Below are 17,420 nucleotides of genomic sequence, written 5' to 3' on the forward strand. Positions count from 1 at the left end.
CGGCGCGGAGCGCTCCGGCGGTCGGGCTGCCCGCACGGCTCGGAGAGGACGCCGCCATGGCTCGCTGGAAGCACACCGCCGTCCCACTCCTCTTGGCCCTGTCGGTCGCGGCCGCGACTCCCGCGCTGGCCGCCGAACGGCCCGCCGCCGTTCACCACACCGTGAGGGCTCCTGTCCAGGCAGCCGATGACGCCGGCCAAGCCGAAGCCGTCACCCAGGCCGGGGAGCAGTCCATGAGCAGCGCCGACCCGCCGGCCGAGCGGCGGACCCTCCTGCGCTACGCCCGCGACACCTGGCGTTCCTTCGACGCGATGGTCGTCCCGGCCACCGGGCTGCCGGCGGACTACATCGGCGGCGACCTGGCCCCCGGCACCCGCAGCGGCTACACCTCGCCGACGAACGTCGGCGGCTATCTCTGGAGCACCGTCGCCGCCCGGGACCTGGGCGTGATCGGCGCCCCAGAGGCCGATCGCCGGGTCCGGCAGACGCTGGACACCCTCGGCCGGCTGTCCTTCCACGAGCCGTCCGGCATGTTCTACAACTGGTACGACCCCGCCACCGGCACCGTCCTGCGCACGTGGCCGGAGGACGGCAGCGTCGTCCATCCGTTCCTGTCCTCGGTCGACAACGGCTGGCTCGCCGCCGCCCTCATGGTGGTGCGCAGCGCGATGCCGGACCGTGCGGCCCAGGCCCAGCACCTGCTGGGCCGGATGGACTTCGGGTTCTTCTACGACCCACAGGGCAGAGGCGCCGACTTCCCGGCGGGGCTGCTCCGCGGCGGTTTCTGGGACGAGGAACCACCCGGCTGCTCGGTGACCGGCAACTACCGCGACCGTGGCCCGGACGTCTGGTACACGTGCAACCACTACGACATCCTCAACACCGAACCCAGGATCGCGAGCTACGTCGGCATCGCGCTGGGGCAGATCCCGGCGAAGCACTACTACGCTCCCTACCGCACCTTCCCGGCCAGCTGCGACTGGAGCTGGCCGGAGCAGCGGCCGGTCGGCTTCACCACCAGCTACCTCGGGGTGCCGGTGTTCGAGGGCTCGTTCACCTACCGCGGGCATCGGTTCGTTCCGACCTGGGGCGGCGACATGTTCGAGGCGATGATGCCGGCGATGTTCGTGCCGGAGGAGCGCTGGGGACCGCGCAGCTGGGGCCTCAACCACCCGGCGTACGTCCAGGGTCAGATCGCACACGGGCTGAACGACGCGAAGTACGGATACTGGGGCTTCTCCCCCGCCAGCGACCCCCGAGGCGGATACGCGGCGTGGGGCGTGGATGCCATGGGAATGGACCCCACCGGCTACCCCTCCGACCTGGAGGGCACCGACGTCGACCTCGGCTACGAGGGCTGCCGGCCAGCCCAACCGGCCAAGCCCTTCGGGGACGGCGTGGTGACCCCCCATGCGTCGTTCCTCGCCCTGCCGTACGCCCAGCACGCGGCGGTGGACAACCTCCAGCGGCTGGAACGCGACTTCGACTCCTACGGCCCGGGCGGCTTCTACGACGCGGTGGCAGTACGCAGTGGAACGGTCGCGCGGAGGTACCTCGCGCTGGACCAGGCGATGGTTCTCGGCCCGATCGGCAACGCGCTGAGCCGCGACGACATCCGGGGGTACTTCTCCCGCGGGGAGGTCGAACGCGCGATCCGGCCGCTGCTGGCACGGGAGCGCTTTAGCGCCGGACGAGCCGCCGGCACGGGCAGGTGAGCAACAAGGTGAGGTGACCCCACGGACGTGGGGTCGTCCCCTCAGGTGAGGTCGAGGTAGTCGCGGAGCACCTGCGACCGGGACGGATGCCGCAACTTGGACATCGTCTTGGACTCGATCTGGCGGATCCGCTCGCGCGTCACGCCGTAGACCTTGCCGATCTCGTCCAGCGTCTTCGGCTGACCGTCGCCCAGGCCGAAGCGCAGCGACACCACGCCCGCCTCGCGTTCGGACAGGGTTTCGAGGACGGAGTAGACCTGCTCCTGCAACAGCCGGAACGCCACCGCGTCGGCCGGCACCACGGCCTCGGAGTCCTCGATCAGGTCACCGAACTCCGAGCCCCCGTCGTCACCGAGCGGGGTGTGCAGCGAGATCGGCTCCCGGCCGTACTTCTGGACCTCGATGACCTTCTCCGGGGTCATGTCGAGCTCCTTGGCCAGCTCCTCCGGGGTGGCCGCCCGGCCGAGGTCCTGCAGCATCTGCCGCTGGACCCGGGCGAGCTTGTTGATCACCTCGACCATGTGCACCGGGATGCGGATGGTGCGGGCCTGGTCGGCCATCGCGCGGGTGATCGCCTGCCGGATCCACCAGGTCGCGTACGTGGAAAACTTGTAGCCCTTGGAGTAGTCGAACTTCTCCACCGCACGGATCAACCCGAGGTTGCCCTCCTGGATCAGATCCAGGAAGCCCATGCCGCGGCCGGTGTAGCGCTTGGCCAGCGACACCACCAGGCGGAGGTTGGCCTCCAGCAGGTGGTTCTTGGCGAGGCGGCCGTCCTCGGCCAGCCATTCGTACTCCGCGACGAGGTCCTCGGGTGGGGGCCCGGCGTCACCGCCAAGCTTCTCCTCGGCGAACAGGCCGGCCTCGATCCGCTTGGCCAGCTCCACCTCCTGCTCGGCGTTCAGCAGGGAGACCCGGCCGATCAGCTTGAGGTAGTCCTTCACCGGGTCGGCCGTGGCACCGGCGACCAGCACCTGCTGCTCGGGCTCGTCGGCGTCGTCACCCTCGGCCAGAACGAAGCCCTCCTCCGCGGGCGCCTGCCCGGTGTCGCCGCCGGCCCCCGCACCCTTCTCCGGGCTCACCTCGGGGGCTGCCTCCGGGCCGTCGTCCGGGGCGTTCTCCGGGCCTGCCTCGGCGCTGTTCTTGACCTCGGTCCTGCTCTGCGCGACCACGTTCCTCCTTCGGTCGAGCCGGCGCCCGTGGGGCCTCGGCAGTGGACTGACGCGGATTCGTCGGTGGTCAGTAAGCCGAACGCCCCGTACTCCTCAGGAGGCACGGGGCGGAAGAGCATCCAAGATCGGAGAGTCTACCGGCTACATCGCCGGAACGCACAACGATGGACCCGGGCCGGCGCCCAGCCCGGGTCCTTCGCAGCGTGTGTCGAGCGTCAGTCGAGATAGTCGCGGAGTACCTGCGACCGGGACGGATGCCGCAACTTGGACATCGTCTTGGACTCGATCTGGCGGATCCGCTCGCGCGTCACGCCGTAGACCTTGCCGATCTCGTCCAGCGTCTTCGGCTGACCGTCGGTGAGCCCGAACCGCATGGAGACCACGCCGGCCTCGCGTTCACTGAGCGTGTCCAGAACGGCGTGCAACTGCTCCTGCAGGAGCGTGAACGAGACCGCGTCGGCCGGAACGATCGCCTCGGAGTCCTCGATCAGGTCACCGAACTCAGAGTCACCGTCCTCGCCCAGCGGGGTGTGCAGGGAGATCGGCTCCCGGCCGTACTTCTGGACCTCGATGACCTTCTCCGGGGTCATGTCGAGCTCCTTGGCCAGCTCCTCCGGGGTGGGCTCGCGGCCGAGGTCCTGCAGCATCTGCCGCTGGACCCGGGCGAGCTTGTTGATCACCTCGACCATGTGCACCGGGATGCGGATGGTGCGGGCCTGGTCGGCCATCGCGCGGGTGATCGCCTGCCGGATCCACCAGGTGGCGTACGTGGAGAACTTGTAGCCCTTGGTGTAGTCGAACTTCTCGACCGCACGGATGAGGCCGAGGTTGCCCTCCTGGATCAGGTCGAGGAAGAGCATTCCGCGGCCGGTATAGCGCTTGGCCAGCGACACCACCAGGCGGAGGTTGGCCTCCAGCAGGTGGTTCTTGGCCTTGTGGCCGTCCTCGGCGATCCACTCGAACTCGGTCACCAGCTCCGCCGGAGGAGCTCCGGCCTCGCCGCCGAGCTTCTCCTCGGCGAACAGGCCGGCCTCGATCCGCTTGGCCAGCTCCACCTCCTGCTCGGCGTTCAGCAGGGGGACCTTGCCGATCTGCTTGAGGTAGTCCTTCACCGGGTCGGCGGTGGCACCGGCGACCAGCACCTGCTGCTCGGGCTCGTCGGCGTCGTCACCCTCGGAGAGGACGAACCCCTCCTCCTCCAGCTCGGCGTTGAACTCGACCTCGAGATCCGCCTCGCCCTCGGTCCCGGCGGCGTCGTCGCCACCGGCCTTGCCGGCCGCGGCCTTCTTGCCCTTGGCCCCGGCCGCCTTCTTGGCGGTCTTGGCACCGGCACGCTTCGCCGCAGGCCGGGACACCGCTGCGGTGTCGTCGGCGTCGGCGGGAACCTCGGCGGCGAGATCGGCCTCGGTGGGCTCGGCCACCTCTGCGAGCCGCCCGCCGGGCTGGGCCACGTCACCGACGGGGGCCACCGTGGCAGCGGCCGGCGGCGTGGTGGGGGCTTCCTTGACCCTGCGGGTCTTGTGGGCCGGAGCGGCCGGCTTGGCGGGGGCCGCGGCGCTCTGGGTGACAGCGGCGGCCCGGCGAGAGGCGGCCGCGGCCACCCGCTTGCGGGTCGTCTGAGTTGTGGAGTCGACCGACACGGTCACACCTTCCTCACCGAGGTACCGCAGCAGGTGAGCCCATTGGGTCTTGTCGATCCCGACTTCCTCACAAGCGCCACGCACCTCCTCGGCGGTGACGTGCCCACGCTCGCGACCTTGGTCGACGAGACGTTGGACTTCCGGGCTGTCAAGAAGCTGGGCATTCCGGGACGTGCGGGACGACACGACCTTCCTCTCGTCGTACTAGTGGTGAGAGTGACCGGGACACCGGGCAAGTGCGCAAGAGAGCATTCTGACATGCCCTCGGCCAGATGCACGCATGGCACCTGGTAGGCATTGTCAGGATGACTTCGCGGCACGAGTGCGCCTCACGCGGTCGGGCCCGGATGCTCGATGTTCCAGCATACGTCGGCCTCCAAATGACACATTTCCGCCGCACTCCCCGGGCCGTGTGTGCCCGCAGACTGTATGCCCGCACCTCGGCGCGCGGAATCCGCCCCGGGGAGACTCGGCTGCTGTGATGTCGGACAGCGGGAATGCGTGGCCGGGTGCCGACTCGGCAACGCGGGCCCCGCATCCTCACACGTCGGGGTCGGCCTTGACCGCCAGCACCGGACACGACGCGTCCAGAAGAATTCGCTGGGCGTTGCTGCCCAGAATCAACTTTCCTACCGGCGAACGCCGGCGAAGACCGATCACGATGAAGTCGGCGGACACCTCGTCGGCGACCGCGATCAGGTCGTCGGCCGGCTCGGCGCCCTGCCCCAGCTCGCGGTATTCGTAGCCGAGCCCGTGCGCGTCCAACTCGGCACGGACGCCCGCCACGGCCTCGTCGGCCTCCGGACCGCCCTGGGAGCCGGCAGCCTGGGCGTTGACGACGACGAGTCTGGCCTGGCGGAGTTTGGCCTCGGTGGCGGCACGGCGGAGGGCGGCACGGCCTTCCGGCTTGTCGACGTATCCGACGACGATCGCCGACATCGGGGCACCTCCGAGGGCCGGGTGGGGCGGACTGGACCCGGAGCGGTCCCAGGCCGGTCCAGCGCCCAACCGGGGCTGGAGCAGAGCCGAACCAGGGATCTCTCCTGGAGCCGGACGCTACTACAGCCGGGCTGTGGATGACGGCAACCGGGGATCATGCCGTGCGGGCAAGGTTGCCACCATGCCTACCCCACCGACCCCGCCGACCCCGCCGTCGCCCGCGGCGTCGCCTTCCGCGCCGGTCCCGGACGGTTCACGGCCGGGTTCTGCCCACCCGGATCTGGCCAGACTGGTCACCGCCTCGGTGTGGATCCTGCGGGGGGAGACGCGCAGACGAGCGTTCGCGCCGAGCGCGCGGGTCGTGCCGCTGGACCCCGCGGGAGCGCCGGCCGGCGACCCCTCCACCAACCTGCTGGCGGCCACCGCGGGCGAGCCCGACCACGCGCTGCGGGTCGACCTGGCCGTGGCCGGGCTGGACCGGGTGCTGACCGGCGACCCGGACGCCGATGCGGCGGGGAGTCCGCACCGGCCACGGCCGAGCCGGCGTGCCGCCCTGGTGACGGTACGCCCCGGCCCGCTGGAGACTCTCGACGACGACCACGCCTGGTCGCGCGCCTGGCTGATCGCCTGCGCGATCGTGGGGGCGCAGCCGCATCCGGTCTACGTCGCGACCCGGATCGGATGGTTCGACCTCACCGTGCCGTCGGCCACAGTGGTGGTGCCGCGCCTACGGGGGTCGGGAGCGCGGGGCTTCGGGCACGGTTCGCGGTGACGGCCGTGGGGGCCGCGAGGTTCACGGGCCTGGGGGTTGCTGGAAAGGCGATCTCCCCGGCCGGTCTCCGGGCCGCCGGCCGGTCGAGGTACTGGTACTCGAAGGTCAGGGGGTCAAAATCGGAACACGGCTACTCGACGGCCGCGACCTGCTTTCGGCTCGGCACCTCGGTGCTCGAGCGCCGGGCGGCCGTACGCGACGACTCGGTGGTGCCGCCCCAGACGCCGTAGGGTTCGGGACGCTTCAGGGCGTGCTTCTGGCATGGTGTGCGCACAGGGCACTTGTCGCAGATGGCAAGGGCGCGCGCCTCACGGGCCAGGCGTTCGTGCTGGGACTCCCTCTCCGGTCCGTAGAAGAGTTCGGACGGCTCGTCGCAGCAGGCCGCCTGCTCGTGCCACTCCAGGAACGGCTCGACGACGATGAGGCGGCGTCCGCCTGGACGGGTGGATCGCTGTCTGATGGGCATGGTCACCTCCTTCTCGGAGTTGTGACGTCTCACAACACTGGACGGTTGCCTGCCCGGGCGATCTCGTGGAATTTATGTGCGCAGCACAAAGCCGGAGTGTTCGGAGTTGGCTGGTCGCCGCTGGAAAGACGGGCCGGGGCGCGCGAACGACCGCCCGGAACAGCTTGACGGAGCGGCCGGCTCTGCCCGGGACAGGCGGAAACGAACCATGGACCGCCGGACACGAACCGTGGACTGCTGGACATGAGCCGTTGACCGGCGGGTACCCCCTGGCGGCCGTGCACGACCCGTGGACCGGCGGACCCGACCGGGGGTGGCCGGACACGATCCGGGAGTGTTTGTCAGTCGAGCGGCCAGGTGTGCACGGGGGCGTTGGAGCGCATGTGCTCGACGTACCGGGCGGTCATCGCCCTTAGGGCGTCCAGGCGGGAAAGTCCGCTGCCGTCGTGGAGCCGGTGGAACACCGCCGCCTGCCACTCCGCGCCGTTTCGGCCCGTACGGCACCGCTGCTCGATCACGCCGAGCAGGCGATCGCGGTCAGCGGGGTCGACGCCCCAGCGGTCCAGGCCCTCGTGGGCCAACGGCAGCAGCGTGCCCAAGGTGAGCTCGGCCGCCCCGACCTCACCGAGGCCGGGCCAGTGCAGCCGGGCGCCGATGCCCTCGCGGGCGCCGCGCAGGAAGTTGTCCTCGGCAGCCTCGAAGGAAAGCCGTGACCACACCGGTTGCTCGTCGGCCGCCAGCCGCCGGACGAGGCCGAAGTAGAACGCGGCGTTCGCCATCGTGTCGATGACCGTCGGACCGGCCGGCAGGATGCGGTTTTCGATCCGTAGGTGCGGGCGGCCGTCGGCGATGTCGTAGACCGGGCGGTTCCAGCGATAGATGGTGCCGCCGTGCAGGCAGAGCTCGGCGAGCCGCGGTGTGCCGCCCCGGTCGAGGACCTCCAGCGGATCCTCGTCGGCGATCTCGGGCAGCAGCGGCGAGAAGTAGCGCTGGTTCTCCTCGAAGAGGTCGGTCACGGATTCCAGCCAGCGTTCGCCGAACCACACCCGCGGCCGGACGCCCTGCTCGGTCAGTTCGACGCTGCGGGTGTCGATCGACTGCTCGAACAGCTTGATCCGTGTCTCGCGCCACAACTCCTTCTGGAACAGGAACGGCGAGTTGGCGCACACGGCCACCTGGGGGCCGGCGATCGCCTGGGCGGCGTTCCAGTACGCCGGGAAGGCGCCCTCGCTGACCTCGACGTGGAGCTGGGTGCTCGTGCATGCCGACTCCGGAACCACCGAGTCCGTGGTCAGCTCCAGCTTCTCGACGCCTTCGAGGCCGATGCGGATGTTCTCTCCCCGCTCGGTGATGATCTGCTCGTTGAGCAGCCGGTAGCGGACCTTCGGCGAGAGCGTCTCCGCGCCCATGTGGTCCGGGGTCACCGTCGGCAGGATCCCGACCATCACCAGCTCCGGGCCGACGGCCCTAGCCTTGGCGCCGGCCGTCTCCAGCCGGGCCAGCAGGTCGTCCTCGAACTCCCGCAGCGCGCTGCCGCGGAGCCGGCGCGGCTCGACGTTGATCTCCACGTTGTACTGCGCGAGCTCGGTCTGGAACGACTCGTCGTCGATCGCGGCCAGCACCTCGCTGTTGGTCATGGAGGGATCCCCGCGCTCGTCGACGAGGTTGAACTCGATCTCGAACCCGGTGAAGGGCCGGCGTACCTCGAACCGGCCTTCTTCGGACATTCGGACGAACGCCCGCAGGCATCTCCGCAGCTTGTCGCGGAACAGCGCCCGGTCCTCAGGGCTGAACGCGCGGGGCTTGATGTCCTGGCCCATCGATGTCCTCTCCCAAGGGGGCCGGCCTTGCCGGAGCCTCGTACCGAAACCTATCTGCCGCGAGGACCGATCGCTCACCCAGGAGCGCGAACCGCCGGCCGGTCGCCGGTGCGGCGGCGGGACCGGTCGAAACGCTCATGGCCCGACCGGCGGAGGCTCCCAGGCCTCGGGCGGGATGCCGCACCGCAGGACCTGCTCGATCAGGCGCGCCATGGAGTAGTGGGGATCGGACGCGTGCACCCGCTCGAGGGCACAGCGAGCCAGCGCGCCCTGTCCCTGCAGCCACGCGGCGAACGCCAGCAACGCCGCGGGCGCGACGTCGTGGGGCGGGACGGTGCGCCGGACGACATCGGACCAGAACGCGACATGGCGGTCAGCCGTCTCCCTGGTGATGCGTGACCAGAATTCGTCTCGTACGCCGACATCACCCACCTCGACAGCGATCCCGGCGACCTCCTCGTCGCTGAGCCGCTCACCTTCCTCGACCCGTGCGAACAGCCCGGCCACCACGCCGGCTCCGTCCTGCTCGTGCAGTCCGGCGGCCATCACCCGCGCGAGGGCCTCCTCGGCGGCCACCCGCCCGGTGCCCGACGGCGGCGCGACCGTGCGCCGGAGCTCCTCCTGCCCGGCGAGCGCCACCTCTCCCCGGTAGATCGACCGGGCGGTCAGCGGATGGGAGGCGAGGTCGTAGGGCTTTCCCTCCGGCGGGCAGCACGCGGAGTCGGCGCAGACGTCGGACCACCAGCGGTGCCCGTCGGCGACGATGGCGTCCAGGACGGTCACGTCCACGTCGGTGAACGCCGCGACGGCCGCATGCAGGGCAGGAGTGGCCCGCTCCCTGGAGGCGGTGTAGGCGACGAGGAGGCAGTACCGAACCTCGCGGCCGAAGACCAGGCAGGCCAGCCGGTCGCCGGCGGCACGCAGCTCCTGCGGGGTGAGATCGGGTTCGGGCAGGTCGGCCCTGGCGGTGAGGGTCAGCTCCCGGTCCTCGTCGAAGGTCAGCGTGACCAGGCTCTCCTCCGGATGGAATCCCACGAGGAACGGAATCTTGGCGAGGACGTCCTCCGGGCCACGCAACGTGAGCCGGTCGGTACCGGTTGGTGTGCTCATGCCGTCGAGCGTGTCAGCGGGGCGGCCGCCCTGGCGCGGTCGCGACCGGACCTGGGGACAGCTATGCCGATCAGGTGGCTGTGGACGAGAAACCGGCAGCCGCCCGACCTCCCGGGACGGCACGATGCCCGACCCGCGTACCCACGCCGGGATTCCCGACCTGTACGCCTACGCCCACGAGCTGCCTACGCCCACGAGCTGGCGGCGTACAACGCCGTCGTCCCGGCGACGCCGTGATGTCCATCCTGCTGGCCCAGCTGGACGACGCCGGTGGACGGGGCGGCGTCGAGTAGCTCGAGAACCTCTTCTGGCTGTTCGCCGTCGCCGGCAAGGGACGCTGCGCAACGGCTTCCCGGCGGGATGGCGGCCCTGCTGGGCATCCGGACCAGTGGTGCCGGCCGGCCGGTGACCGGGCACTGCTCGAGCCCGCCGCCGAGGAGATGCTGCGCTGGTGGACGCCGGTCGTCCACTTCCGGCGTACCGCCACGGCCGGCACCACCCTCGGCGACGTCCGGATCGCCGCCGGCGACAAGGTGGTGGTGTACTTCGCCGCCGCCAACCGCGACCCCCGCGTGTTCGACCGGCCGGATGACTTCAACGTCGGCCGCCGCCCCAACGACCACCTCGCGTTCGGCCACGGACCGCACTTCTGCCTGGGCGCCGCCCTCGGCCGGCGCCAGATCACGATGTACGCCGCGCTGCTGGACCGGTTCACCGCCGCCGAGCTGGTCCGCGCGGGTTGGCAGGATGGCCGGGTGCGCAGTGTGCCCAGCATCGTCCACCTCGACCTCGACGCGTTCTTCGCCGCGGTCGAGCAGCGCGACAAGCCCTCGCTGCGCGGCAAGCCGGTCATCGTGGGCGGGTTGGGCACCCGTGGCGTGGTGGCCACGGCGTCCTACGAGGCCCGGGTGTTCGGCGTCCGTTCGGCCATGCGCACCGCCGAGGCCCGCGCACGCTGCCCGCACGCGGCGTACCTCACCGGCCGGTTCGCCGCCTACCGCATCACCAGCCGCGCGGTGATGGCCGTGCTCCGTGAGATCTCCCCGCTGGTCGAGCCGGTGTCCCTGGACGAGGCCTACGTCGACCTCGCCGGCGACACGAGCCGCGACCTGTCCGCGGCCGGGGTCGAGGAGCTGGCGACCGCCCTGAAGGAGCGGGTACGCGATGTCACCGGCGGAGTCACCGCCTCCGTCGGGGCGGGCACGTCGAAGCTGGTCGCGAAGATCGCCAGCGACCTGCGCAAACCCGACGGCCTGCTGGTGGTGGAGCCGGGCACCGAGACCGACCTGCTCCATCCGATGCCGGTGGGCCGCATTCCCGGCGTCGGTCCGGCCACCTCCGAACGCCTCCGCCGCATCGGCGTCCACACGGTGGGCGAGCTCGCCCGCGCCGGCGAGCCCGACCTGGTGGCGGCGCTCGGCCAGGCGCACGGGCACGCGCTGGCCCGGCTCGCCATGGCCGAGGACGACCGCGTCGTCGTCCCGCTGCGGGAGTCGAAGTCGATCAGCGCGGAGGACACCTTCGAACACGACATCGTCGACCCGGCGCTGCTGGCGGTCATCATCGACCGGCTCGGCACCAGGGTGTGCGAACGCCTGACCCGCGAACGACTGTCCGGGCGCACGGTGACGGTGAAGATCCGGCTGTTCGACTTCACCACCTACACCCGGTCGGCGACCCTCGCCGGGCCGACCGACGACGTGCGGGTGGTCAACCGGCTCGCCCGCCGCCTGCTGGCCGAGGTCGACACCTCCGCTGGGGTACGCCTGCTCGGCGTCGGCGTGTCCGGCCTCGCCGACTGGGTGCAGGAGGACCTGTTCGGCTCGTCGGCCGGCGGCGAACTGGAGGCCGACCTCGCCGCCAGGAAGGCTGCGGAGGCCGAACTCGTCGAGGCGGCGGGCAGACCGCAGGCGGTCCAGGACCGGCGGACTGACGAGGCCGCGGGCGTGGGCGCACCCGGGCTCGAAGCCACGGCGGACGGCGTTCCGCGCGAGCCGGAGCCACCCCGCTGGGCAGCAGGACAGGACGTCGTCCACACGGAGTACGGCCCCGGCTGGGTGTGGGGTGCGGGCCTGCGCCGGGTCACCGTGCGGTTCGAGACCGCGGCGACCGGGCCGGGGCCGGTGCGCACCTTCGCCACCGACGACCCCGACCTCGCCGCCTACACTCCGCTCACCTGGGATCCGGGCCTGCGGATCACCCCGAAGTCAGCGTGACAGCACGTCCTGCTTCTCCAGCACCGTGACCGGCGCCGACCGGCCGCGGGTCACCGTGGCCGGACCGAAGTTCTGCCGGCCTTCACCTGGGACCTCGAACCATCCGGTCCACTGCACGTCGACGTGCACCAGGTACCGGCCCGGAGTCTCGAACCGGTGCGTGACGTACTCGTCCTCCGGCACCGAGTCCGCGTACCGTTTCCCCGGCTTGTCGGTGTGGGTGAGCGCGCTGCCGTCGCCCCATCGCCACATGAAACCGGTGGCGTCCGCGTGCACGTGGATCGTGCGGCCGGAACCGTCCGGCACGTAGCGGTCGGCGTCGTAGTCGACCGCCTGGTTGGCGTAGAAGATGGTCGGGAAGTTCAGCAGGGTGTGGCCGTTGCCCGGGCTCACCCCGACGTTGGCGCCCGGCAGCCAGCCGTTGACCAGCCAGCGCTCGACCTGCTGCGGCGTCACCGGCGGCGGAGGCTGGTTGGGGTCGGTGGCGCCCGAGCATCCGGTGCGGACGAGTTCCCACGGGCCGTTCTGCTTCCACTGCACGTAGTAGCGCATCATGATGCCCTTTTCGCCACGTGTCTTGCAGGCCTGCGCGGCGTTCATGCACATCGCGTTGGGGTCGCCGGGCGGTGGGCCGTTCACCATGCACGCGGGAGTGGCGTAGGTGTCGTACGGCTGCTTCGGCGCCGGGCCGGGGTTGCCCGGCCCTCCGGGGCCATGGGGACCGCCCGGTCCGCCAGGCCCTCCACCGGTGCAGATCCAGTCGCCGCCCACGATCTTGCACCGCGACTCAGCATGCGCGGTACCGGTGAGCGCGGGCAGACCCAGCAGGACGACGCCCAGTGCGAGAACAAGGGTGCCGGCGAACCGCGCCACACCCCTGCGGCGACCGCCCACCACCGGCGGTCTCAGTTGACGTCGAGGTCCTTGACCGTCCACTGACCATTCCCCTTCGCGAGCGTGAAGTCGAACAACAGCACGCGGCCCTGCGCCGACTTGGGAGCGGCGCCGCGCTTGGAGACGATCTTGTGCGGGTTGACCTTGACGTAGGCGGAGATCTTCACCGGGTCGGTCCCGCTGGGCTTGCCCACCTCGGTGACGTGCCAGTTCGCGTCACCGGCGTACGAACCGCCGTCGTCGTGGAACGTCGCGAGCGACTCCGCGGTGCTCTGGCAGAAGTCGCAGCCGGGCGCACTCATCGCCCGCATCCGGGCCACATCGCCGTTGTCGACCGCCTGGTTGGCCGCGGCGACGTACTGACGTACGAAGACGGCCGGATTCTGGGACGTGGTCGGCGAGGCGGACGGAGTCGGGGTGGCTGTGCGGGTGGGTGTGCTCGACTTCTCCGAGAGTTCGGACGGTTGCGGAGAGTTGCCACCGCATCCCGTGAGGCCCGTCAGTCCGGCGGCGACAACCACCAACCCCGCTATGACACGTCGCACGACTACCGCCCAACCGACTGCCCAGCACAACCGGCAGGCGCTCGCCCGCCTGACCGGGCCACGCCTGCGCACGTAGAACAACCGGAAGCTACCACCTAAACCGGACACCGGTGAAGGTCGCCCGCCGGGAGGATTCAGGGATGAGACAGGTCGGAAGTGCGGGACGACAGGACACGGTGGGTGAACGGACCTGCCGAACGCGCCCGCCCGTCGCGGAGTGCGGCGTCAACTCGCGAGCGGCCGCACCGAAACCGAGTTGGCCGACATCTCGATCAGCGTCAGCCTCCCCGACCGCTCGCAGCACACCACCGCCGCCCCGTCGAGCACGTGGTCGAAGCCGAATCCATCGAACCACCGCGCCCGGTCGTGGGGATTCTGTCCTGCCACCCCGTCGGCGCGCAGGAAGTGGTCGCAGAGGTACGCGAGCCAGGACGCCGCCTCCTCCGGCGGAGAGCCCTCACCCAACGCGGGCTCGAACACCGGCACCAGGGCGCGGCCACCGTCGGAGAGCCGCCACGGGCACCACAGCCCCGGCTGTCCCGGCGCCGGCTCGACGTAACGAGTGAGGTCGAGCCCGGGGTCGAGGCACTCCGCCAGCGGGTTGCCGGGAACGGCGTACGGACCGTCGGGGCGGCACCAGCGACGGGACTCGGTGAACGCGGCGAGATACTCGAACTCCTCCGTACGCAGGGGCGGCTCGACGAGCACACGCCCGACGATGCGGAACGCCTCCGGCCCGCCCGAGTCCGTGCTCCCCGTACCGCCCGTACTGCCCGTGCTGCCCGTGCTGCCCGTCCTGCCCGTGCCGACCGGGCCCGCCGTGCTTCCACGCTTCATCCGTCGTCGCTCCTCCTTGCTGGGTCCACGTGCTTGCTGCCAGGCCCCCATTCGCGAGCATGCCGAAGATCGACACGGCGTGCGACCGTTCATCCACAGGGCGCCACCTGTGGACAACCACAGCGCGCCACGGCACGAACACGGCACGCTGTGGCGATGACCCCCGTGACCGACCACGACCCGGTCGTCTCCGCGCCGTGGACCACTCCCGAAGGCCAACCGGCCACTCGTCCGGACACCACTCCCCCTCGCGGGCCGGCGCGCGACCCCGCCGTCCTGCTGCGCCGGCTAGGCCGGCACGTGCCTTTCGGCACCGACCGGGTGCTGGTCGGCGTGATCCGGCTGTCCCGTGGTTACGTCGAACGCGCCGGCTGGTGCGCCGCCGCACCCGGCCCGATCCCCGTCGCCGACCTGCACGCGGCCGTCCTGGCCTGCCTGAAGCCGCTGGCGCCGCCGCGACCGGCCATCCCGCCCACGCACGCCGTCGCGATGGTCCGCTGTCGCCGCGGCAGAGTCGTCTGGCTGCCCACCGACGACGCGTGGGTGTCCGCCCTGACCGCCGAGGCCGCGCGGCACCGGCTCCCGGTCGCCGAGACGTTCCTGCTCACCGAGCACGGCTGGCGCTGCCGGACGGGCACGGCGGCGGGCTCGGTACCAGCCCTGGCCGTCTGAGCGTCCGGCCGACAGGGCAAGCTGAACGCATGTCCGCTCCGGTCTCCCATGCCCGCGTCCGGGTCGTCGTCCACGGCGCCGTCCAGGGCGTCTTCTTCCGCGACACCTGCCGGCGTACCGCCGGCGAGCACGACGTCGACGGGTGGGTACGCAACCGCCCCGACGGCTCGGTGGAGGCCGCCTTCGAGGGTGGCCCCGAGCAGGTGCGTGCCCTGGTCGACTGGTGCCGATCGGGCCCACCCGCGGCCCGGGTGGACAAGGTGGAGGAGTTCCCCGAAGCGCCCGAAGGCCTCACCGGCTTCGAAATCCGCCGATGACCTCGGTGGACGTGTCGTGAGCGCGCACTCAGCCTTCGTTCAGGTGCGCGGGGCAGACTGATCTCGTGCGAATTCTCGTGGTGGACGACGACCAGGGTGTCCGGGACTCCCTGCGGCGCTCGCTGGTCTTCAACGGCTACGACGTCGACCTGGCCGAGAACGGCGAGCAGGCGCTCCGCCGGGTCGCGGCGTCCAGCCCCGACGCGGTGGTGCTGGACGTGATGATGCCCCGGCTGGACGGCATCGCCACCTGCCGCGCGCTCCGTGCCACCGGCAACGACGTACCCGTTCTCGTGCTGACCGCGAGGGACGCCGTCGCCGACCGGGTGGCCGGCCTCGACGCCGGTGCCGACGACTACCTCAGCAAGCCGTTCGCGCTGGAGGAACTGCTGGCCCGGCTGCGGGCGCTGATGCGCCGCTCCACCCCGGGCGTGGACACTTCGCTGCTGTCGTACGCCGACCTCACCCTGGACCCCGCGACGCGGGAAGTACGCCGCGGCGACCGCCAGATCAGCCTGACCCGCACGGAGTTCTCCCTGCTCGAGCTCTTCCTGCGCCATCCACGGCAGGTGCTGGAGCGGTCCCAGATCCTCGAGGAGGTCTGGGGGTTCGACTTCCCCACCTCCGCCAACTCCCTCGAGGTCTACGTCGGCTACCTCCGCCGCAAGACCGAGGCAGGCGAGGAGCCCCGGCTGCTGCACACCGTGCGTGGCGTGGGCTACGTGCTCCGCGACACCCCGCCATGAGCCGGAACGCCCCCGGAGATCCGTCGGCCACCGGTGGCGGAAGCGGCGGCCCGCAGGCAGGCACCGCACGGGCGGTGACGCACAACCGCCTGCGCTCGGTCAGCCTGCGCAACCGGGTCGGGCTGCTGGCGGCGTTCGGGGTGGGGATCATCGTGGTCCTCATCTCCCTCGCGGCGTACATCACCGTGCGCGTGTCCCTGCTCGACCAGGTGGACGCCAACCTGCTCGACCGCGCCCGCGCCGCGGCGGCCGGTCCGCTGGCCGAGCAGGGGGTACTGGCCCGGGTGCCGTCGGAGGCGCTCGGCGCGGCCGACATCCGGATCGCGCTCCTGAACGCCAACGACAGGTACATCTCGGCCAGCGACCACGACGGCAACCCGATCGCGCCGCCGCTCGGTGCGCCAGAGCGGGCCGTGGCGAGGGGCGATGTGCCGGAGAGCGTGCGTACCGCTGCGATGGGCGGTCAGAGCTACCGCGTGGTGGCCGTGCCGGCCGGACGGGGGGAGGGCTGGGCGCTGGTTCTGGGCCAGTCCCGTGCCGGCACCGAGGACCTCCTGTCCCGGCTGGGCTTCGTCCTGTTCCTCGTCGGGGCCGGCGGGGTGGCGGCCGCGGCGTACGCGGGTGTCGCCGTCGCCCGGACCGGCCTGCGCCCGGTGGAGCGGCTCACCGCCGGCGCCGAGCACGTCGCCCGCACCGGTGAGCTGCGCCCCATCCCGGTGCAGGGCGAGGACGAGCTCGCCCGGTTGGCGCACGCGTTCAACTCGATGCTGTCCGCGCTGGCCGCGGCCCGTGCCCGCGAACGCCGGCTGATCGCCGACGCCGGCCACGAGTTGCGCACGCCGCTGACCAGTCTGCGCACCAACCTCGACCTGCTCGCCCAGAGCGAGGGCCGGCCCGGGCTCTCCCAGGAGGACCGGCTCGCGCTGCTGGCCGACGTACGCGCCCAGATGGCCGAGCTCTCCGTCCTGGTAGGTGACCTGGTGGAACTGTCCCGCGAGGACCCGCCCGCCACCGCGCACGCGCCCGTCGAGCTCGCCGACGTCGTGGCCGGCGCGGCCGAGCGGGTACGCCGCCGGGCACCCGCCGTGCGCTTCGACGTCGAGACGCAGCCCTGGACGGTCTTCGGTGACTCCCAGGCGCTCGAACGCGCGGTCACCAACCTGCTCGACAACGCCGCGAAGTGGAGCCCACCGAACGCGACCGTGACCGTACGACTGCGCGGCGGAGTGCTCACGGTGGCCGACCAGGGTCCCGGAATCGCCGAAGCCGACGCTCCGCACGTCTTCGAGCGCTTCTACCGGTCGACCGAGGCGCGGACGATGCCCGGATCGGGCCTCGGCCTGGCGATCGTCAAGCAGGCCGCCGACCGGCACGGGGGTACGGTCAGTGTCGGGCGCAGCCAGCACGGTGGGACGCTGATGACTCTCGTCCTGCCCGGGATGAACGCGCCGGCGCAGGCTCCCCCGCCCCCGACCGCGCACACCCCACCCCCCGTCGACCAGCCCCGCCGGACCCGCTGAGGCCCGGATTTCTTCGCCCGCTCACGGGGGGCTCTCAGT

17 protein-coding genes are annotated in these 17,420 nt (G+C 71.5%); 7 read left to right on the forward strand and 10 right to left on the reverse strand.

Translation table 11 applies throughout. The features are described 5' to 3' along the window. The first annotated feature begins 56 nt into the window (after positions 1-56). Entirely contained in the window at positions 57-1,715 is a 1,659-nt protein-coding gene (locus ABZV93_RS13130; RefSeq protein WP_354934303.1) for a glucoamylase family protein, read from the forward strand. 41 nt (positions 1,716-1,756) lie between these two features. Here the strand turns inward: ABZV93_RS13130 and ABZV93_RS13135 are convergent, their stop codons facing one another. From ABZV93_RS13135 to ABZV93_RS13145, 3 genes are all read right to left on the reverse strand, one after another. Next, a complete protein-coding gene (locus ABZV93_RS13135) occupies positions 1,757-2,797 on the reverse strand; it encodes an RNA polymerase sigma factor (protein WP_354934830.1) in 1,041 nt (346 codons plus the stop codon). A 305-nt stretch (positions 2,798-3,102) separates the two neighbouring features. Further along, positions 3,103-4,713 carry an RNA polymerase sigma factor gene (locus ABZV93_RS13140; protein ID WP_354934306.1) on the reverse strand — a complete coding sequence of 537 codons (1,611 nt, stop codon included), beginning with the start codon at positions 4,711-4,713 and terminating at the stop codon, positions 3,103-3,105. A 354-nt stretch (positions 4,714-5,067) separates the two neighbouring features. Continuing rightward, positions 5,068-5,466, reverse strand: coding sequence for a universal stress protein (locus tag ABZV93_RS13145; protein ID WP_354934308.1), 399 nt, complete (start codon positions 5,464-5,466; stop codon positions 5,068-5,070). Positions 5,467-5,647: 181 nt separating this feature from the next. On the opposite strand from ABZV93_RS13145, the gene ABZV93_RS13150 reads away from it, so the two are divergent. After that, on the forward strand, positions 5,648-6,238 hold the full coding sequence (locus tag ABZV93_RS13150; protein ID WP_354934311.1) for a hypothetical protein: 591 nt from the start codon (positions 5,648-5,650) through the stop codon (positions 6,236-6,238). A gap of 130 nt (positions 6,239-6,368) precedes the next feature. On the opposite strand, the gene ABZV93_RS13155 is transcribed toward ABZV93_RS13150, so the two are convergent. The 4 genes from ABZV93_RS13155 to ABZV93_RS13170 form a co-directional block, all read right to left on the reverse strand. Beyond that, positions 6,369-6,704, reverse strand: coding sequence for a WhiB family transcriptional regulator (locus ABZV93_RS13155; RefSeq protein ID WP_354934313.1), 336 nt, complete (start codon positions 6,702-6,704; stop codon positions 6,369-6,371). Between the two features lie 341 nt (positions 6,705-7,045). Then, a complete protein-coding gene (locus ABZV93_RS13160; RefSeq protein WP_354934316.1) occupies positions 7,046-8,524 on the reverse strand; it encodes a glutamate--cysteine ligase in 1,479 nt (492 codons plus the stop codon). 135 nt (positions 8,525-8,659) lie between these two features. Further along, positions 8,660-9,634, reverse strand: coding sequence for a DUF4192 domain-containing protein (locus ABZV93_RS13165; RefSeq protein WP_354934319.1), 975 nt, complete (start codon positions 9,632-9,634; stop codon positions 8,660-8,662). 185 nt (positions 9,635-9,819) lie between these two features. After that, complete coding sequence (locus tag ABZV93_RS13170) at positions 9,820-10,014, reverse strand: hypothetical protein (RefSeq protein ID WP_354934322.1); 195 nt, start codon at positions 10,012-10,014, stop codon at positions 9,820-9,822. A gap of 36 nt (positions 10,015-10,050) precedes the next feature. Between ABZV93_RS13170 and ABZV93_RS13175 the strand changes: the two genes are divergently transcribed. Next, entirely contained in the window at positions 10,051-11,850 is a 1,800-nt protein-coding gene (locus tag ABZV93_RS13175; protein ID WP_354934833.1) for a DNA polymerase IV, read from the forward strand. On the opposite strand, the gene ABZV93_RS13180 is transcribed toward ABZV93_RS13175, so the two are convergent. The 3 genes from ABZV93_RS13180 to ABZV93_RS13190 all read right to left on the reverse strand — a co-directional run bounded on the left by ABZV93_RS13180 (position 11,842) and on the right by ABZV93_RS13190 (position 14,126). After that, positions 11,842-12,747 (reverse strand): hypothetical protein, encoded by a 906-nt coding sequence (locus tag ABZV93_RS13180; RefSeq protein ID WP_354934325.1) that lies wholly within the window; start codon positions 12,745-12,747, stop codon positions 11,842-11,844. The genes ABZV93_RS13175 and ABZV93_RS13180 overlap by 9 nt on opposite strands. A gap of 8 nt (positions 12,748-12,755) precedes the next feature. Next, positions 12,756-13,289, reverse strand: coding sequence for a hypothetical protein (locus ABZV93_RS13185; RefSeq protein ID WP_354934328.1), 534 nt, complete (start codon positions 13,287-13,289; stop codon positions 12,756-12,758). Between the two features lie 225 nt (positions 13,290-13,514). Continuing rightward, positions 13,515-14,126 (reverse strand): hypothetical protein, encoded by a 612-nt coding sequence (locus ABZV93_RS13190; RefSeq protein ID WP_354934331.1) that lies wholly within the window; start codon positions 14,124-14,126, stop codon positions 13,515-13,517. Positions 14,127-14,282: 156 nt separating this feature from the next. On the opposite strand from ABZV93_RS13190, the gene ABZV93_RS13195 reads away from it, so the two are divergent. The 4 genes from ABZV93_RS13195 (at position 14,283) to ABZV93_RS13210 (ending at position 17,381) form a co-directional block, all read left to right on the forward strand. After that, positions 14,283-14,798: a hypothetical protein gene (locus tag ABZV93_RS13195; RefSeq protein WP_354934334.1), complete on the forward strand. Its 516-nt coding sequence runs from the start codon at positions 14,283-14,285 to the stop codon at positions 14,796-14,798. Positions 14,799-14,827: 29 nt separating this feature from the next. Further along, complete coding sequence (locus tag ABZV93_RS13200; RefSeq protein WP_354934337.1) at positions 14,828-15,115, forward strand: acylphosphatase; 288 nt, start codon at positions 14,828-14,830, stop codon at positions 15,113-15,115. Positions 15,116-15,180: 65 nt separating this feature from the next. Continuing rightward, complete coding sequence (locus ABZV93_RS13205) at positions 15,181-15,861, forward strand: response regulator transcription factor (RefSeq protein WP_354934340.1); 681 nt, start codon at positions 15,181-15,183, stop codon at positions 15,859-15,861. Between the two features lie 74 nt (positions 15,862-15,935). After that, positions 15,936-17,381: a HAMP domain-containing sensor histidine kinase gene (locus ABZV93_RS13210; protein WP_354934343.1), complete on the forward strand. Its 1,446-nt coding sequence runs from the start codon at positions 15,936-15,938 to the stop codon at positions 17,379-17,381. Positions 17,382-17,420: the final 39 nt, after the last annotated feature.

It is taken from the genome of Actinopolymorpha sp. NPDC004070 (assembly GCF_040610475.1).
Classification (GTDB): Bacteria; Actinomycetota; Actinomycetes; order Propionibacteriales; family Actinopolymorphaceae; genus Actinopolymorpha.

What these genes read in the sequence shown, in the direction of transcription:
- ABZV93_RS13130 (WP_354934303.1), top strand. Translation starts at nt 57, where the DNA reads ATGGCTCGCTGGAAGCACACCGCCGTCCCACTCCTCTTGGCCCTGTCG.
- ABZV93_RS13145 (WP_354934308.1), bottom strand. Translation starts at nt 5,466, where the DNA reads ATGTCGGCGATCGTCGTCGGATACGTCGACAAGCCGGAAGGCCGTGCC.
- ABZV93_RS13150 (WP_354934311.1), top strand. Translation starts at nt 5,648, where the DNA reads ATGCCTACCCCACCGACCCCGCCGACCCCGCCGTCGCCCGCGGCGTCG.
- ABZV93_RS13155 (WP_354934313.1), bottom strand. Translation starts at nt 6,704, where the DNA reads ATGCCCATCAGACAGCGATCCACCCGTCCAGGCGGACGCCGCCTCATC.
- ABZV93_RS13160 (WP_354934316.1), bottom strand. Translation starts at nt 8,524, where the DNA reads ATGGGCCAGGACATCAAGCCCCGCGCGTTCAGCCCTGAGGACCGGGCG.
- ABZV93_RS13165 (WP_354934319.1), bottom strand. Translation starts at nt 9,634, where the DNA reads ATGAGCACACCAACCGGTACCGACCGGCTCACGTTGCGTGGCCCGGAG.
- ABZV93_RS13170 (WP_354934322.1), bottom strand. Translation starts at nt 10,014, where the DNA reads ATGCCCAGCAGGGCCGCCATCCCGCCGGGAAGCCGTTGCGCAGCGTCC.
- ABZV93_RS13190 (WP_354934331.1), bottom strand. Translation starts at nt 14,126, where the DNA reads ATGAAGCGTGGAAGCACGGCGGGCCCGGTCGGCACGGGCAGGACGGGC.
- ABZV93_RS13195 (WP_354934334.1), top strand. Translation starts at nt 14,283, where the DNA reads ATGACCCCCGTGACCGACCACGACCCGGTCGTCTCCGCGCCGTGGACC.
- ABZV93_RS13200 (WP_354934337.1), top strand. Translation starts at nt 14,828, where the DNA reads ATGTCCGCTCCGGTCTCCCATGCCCGCGTCCGGGTCGTCGTCCACGGC.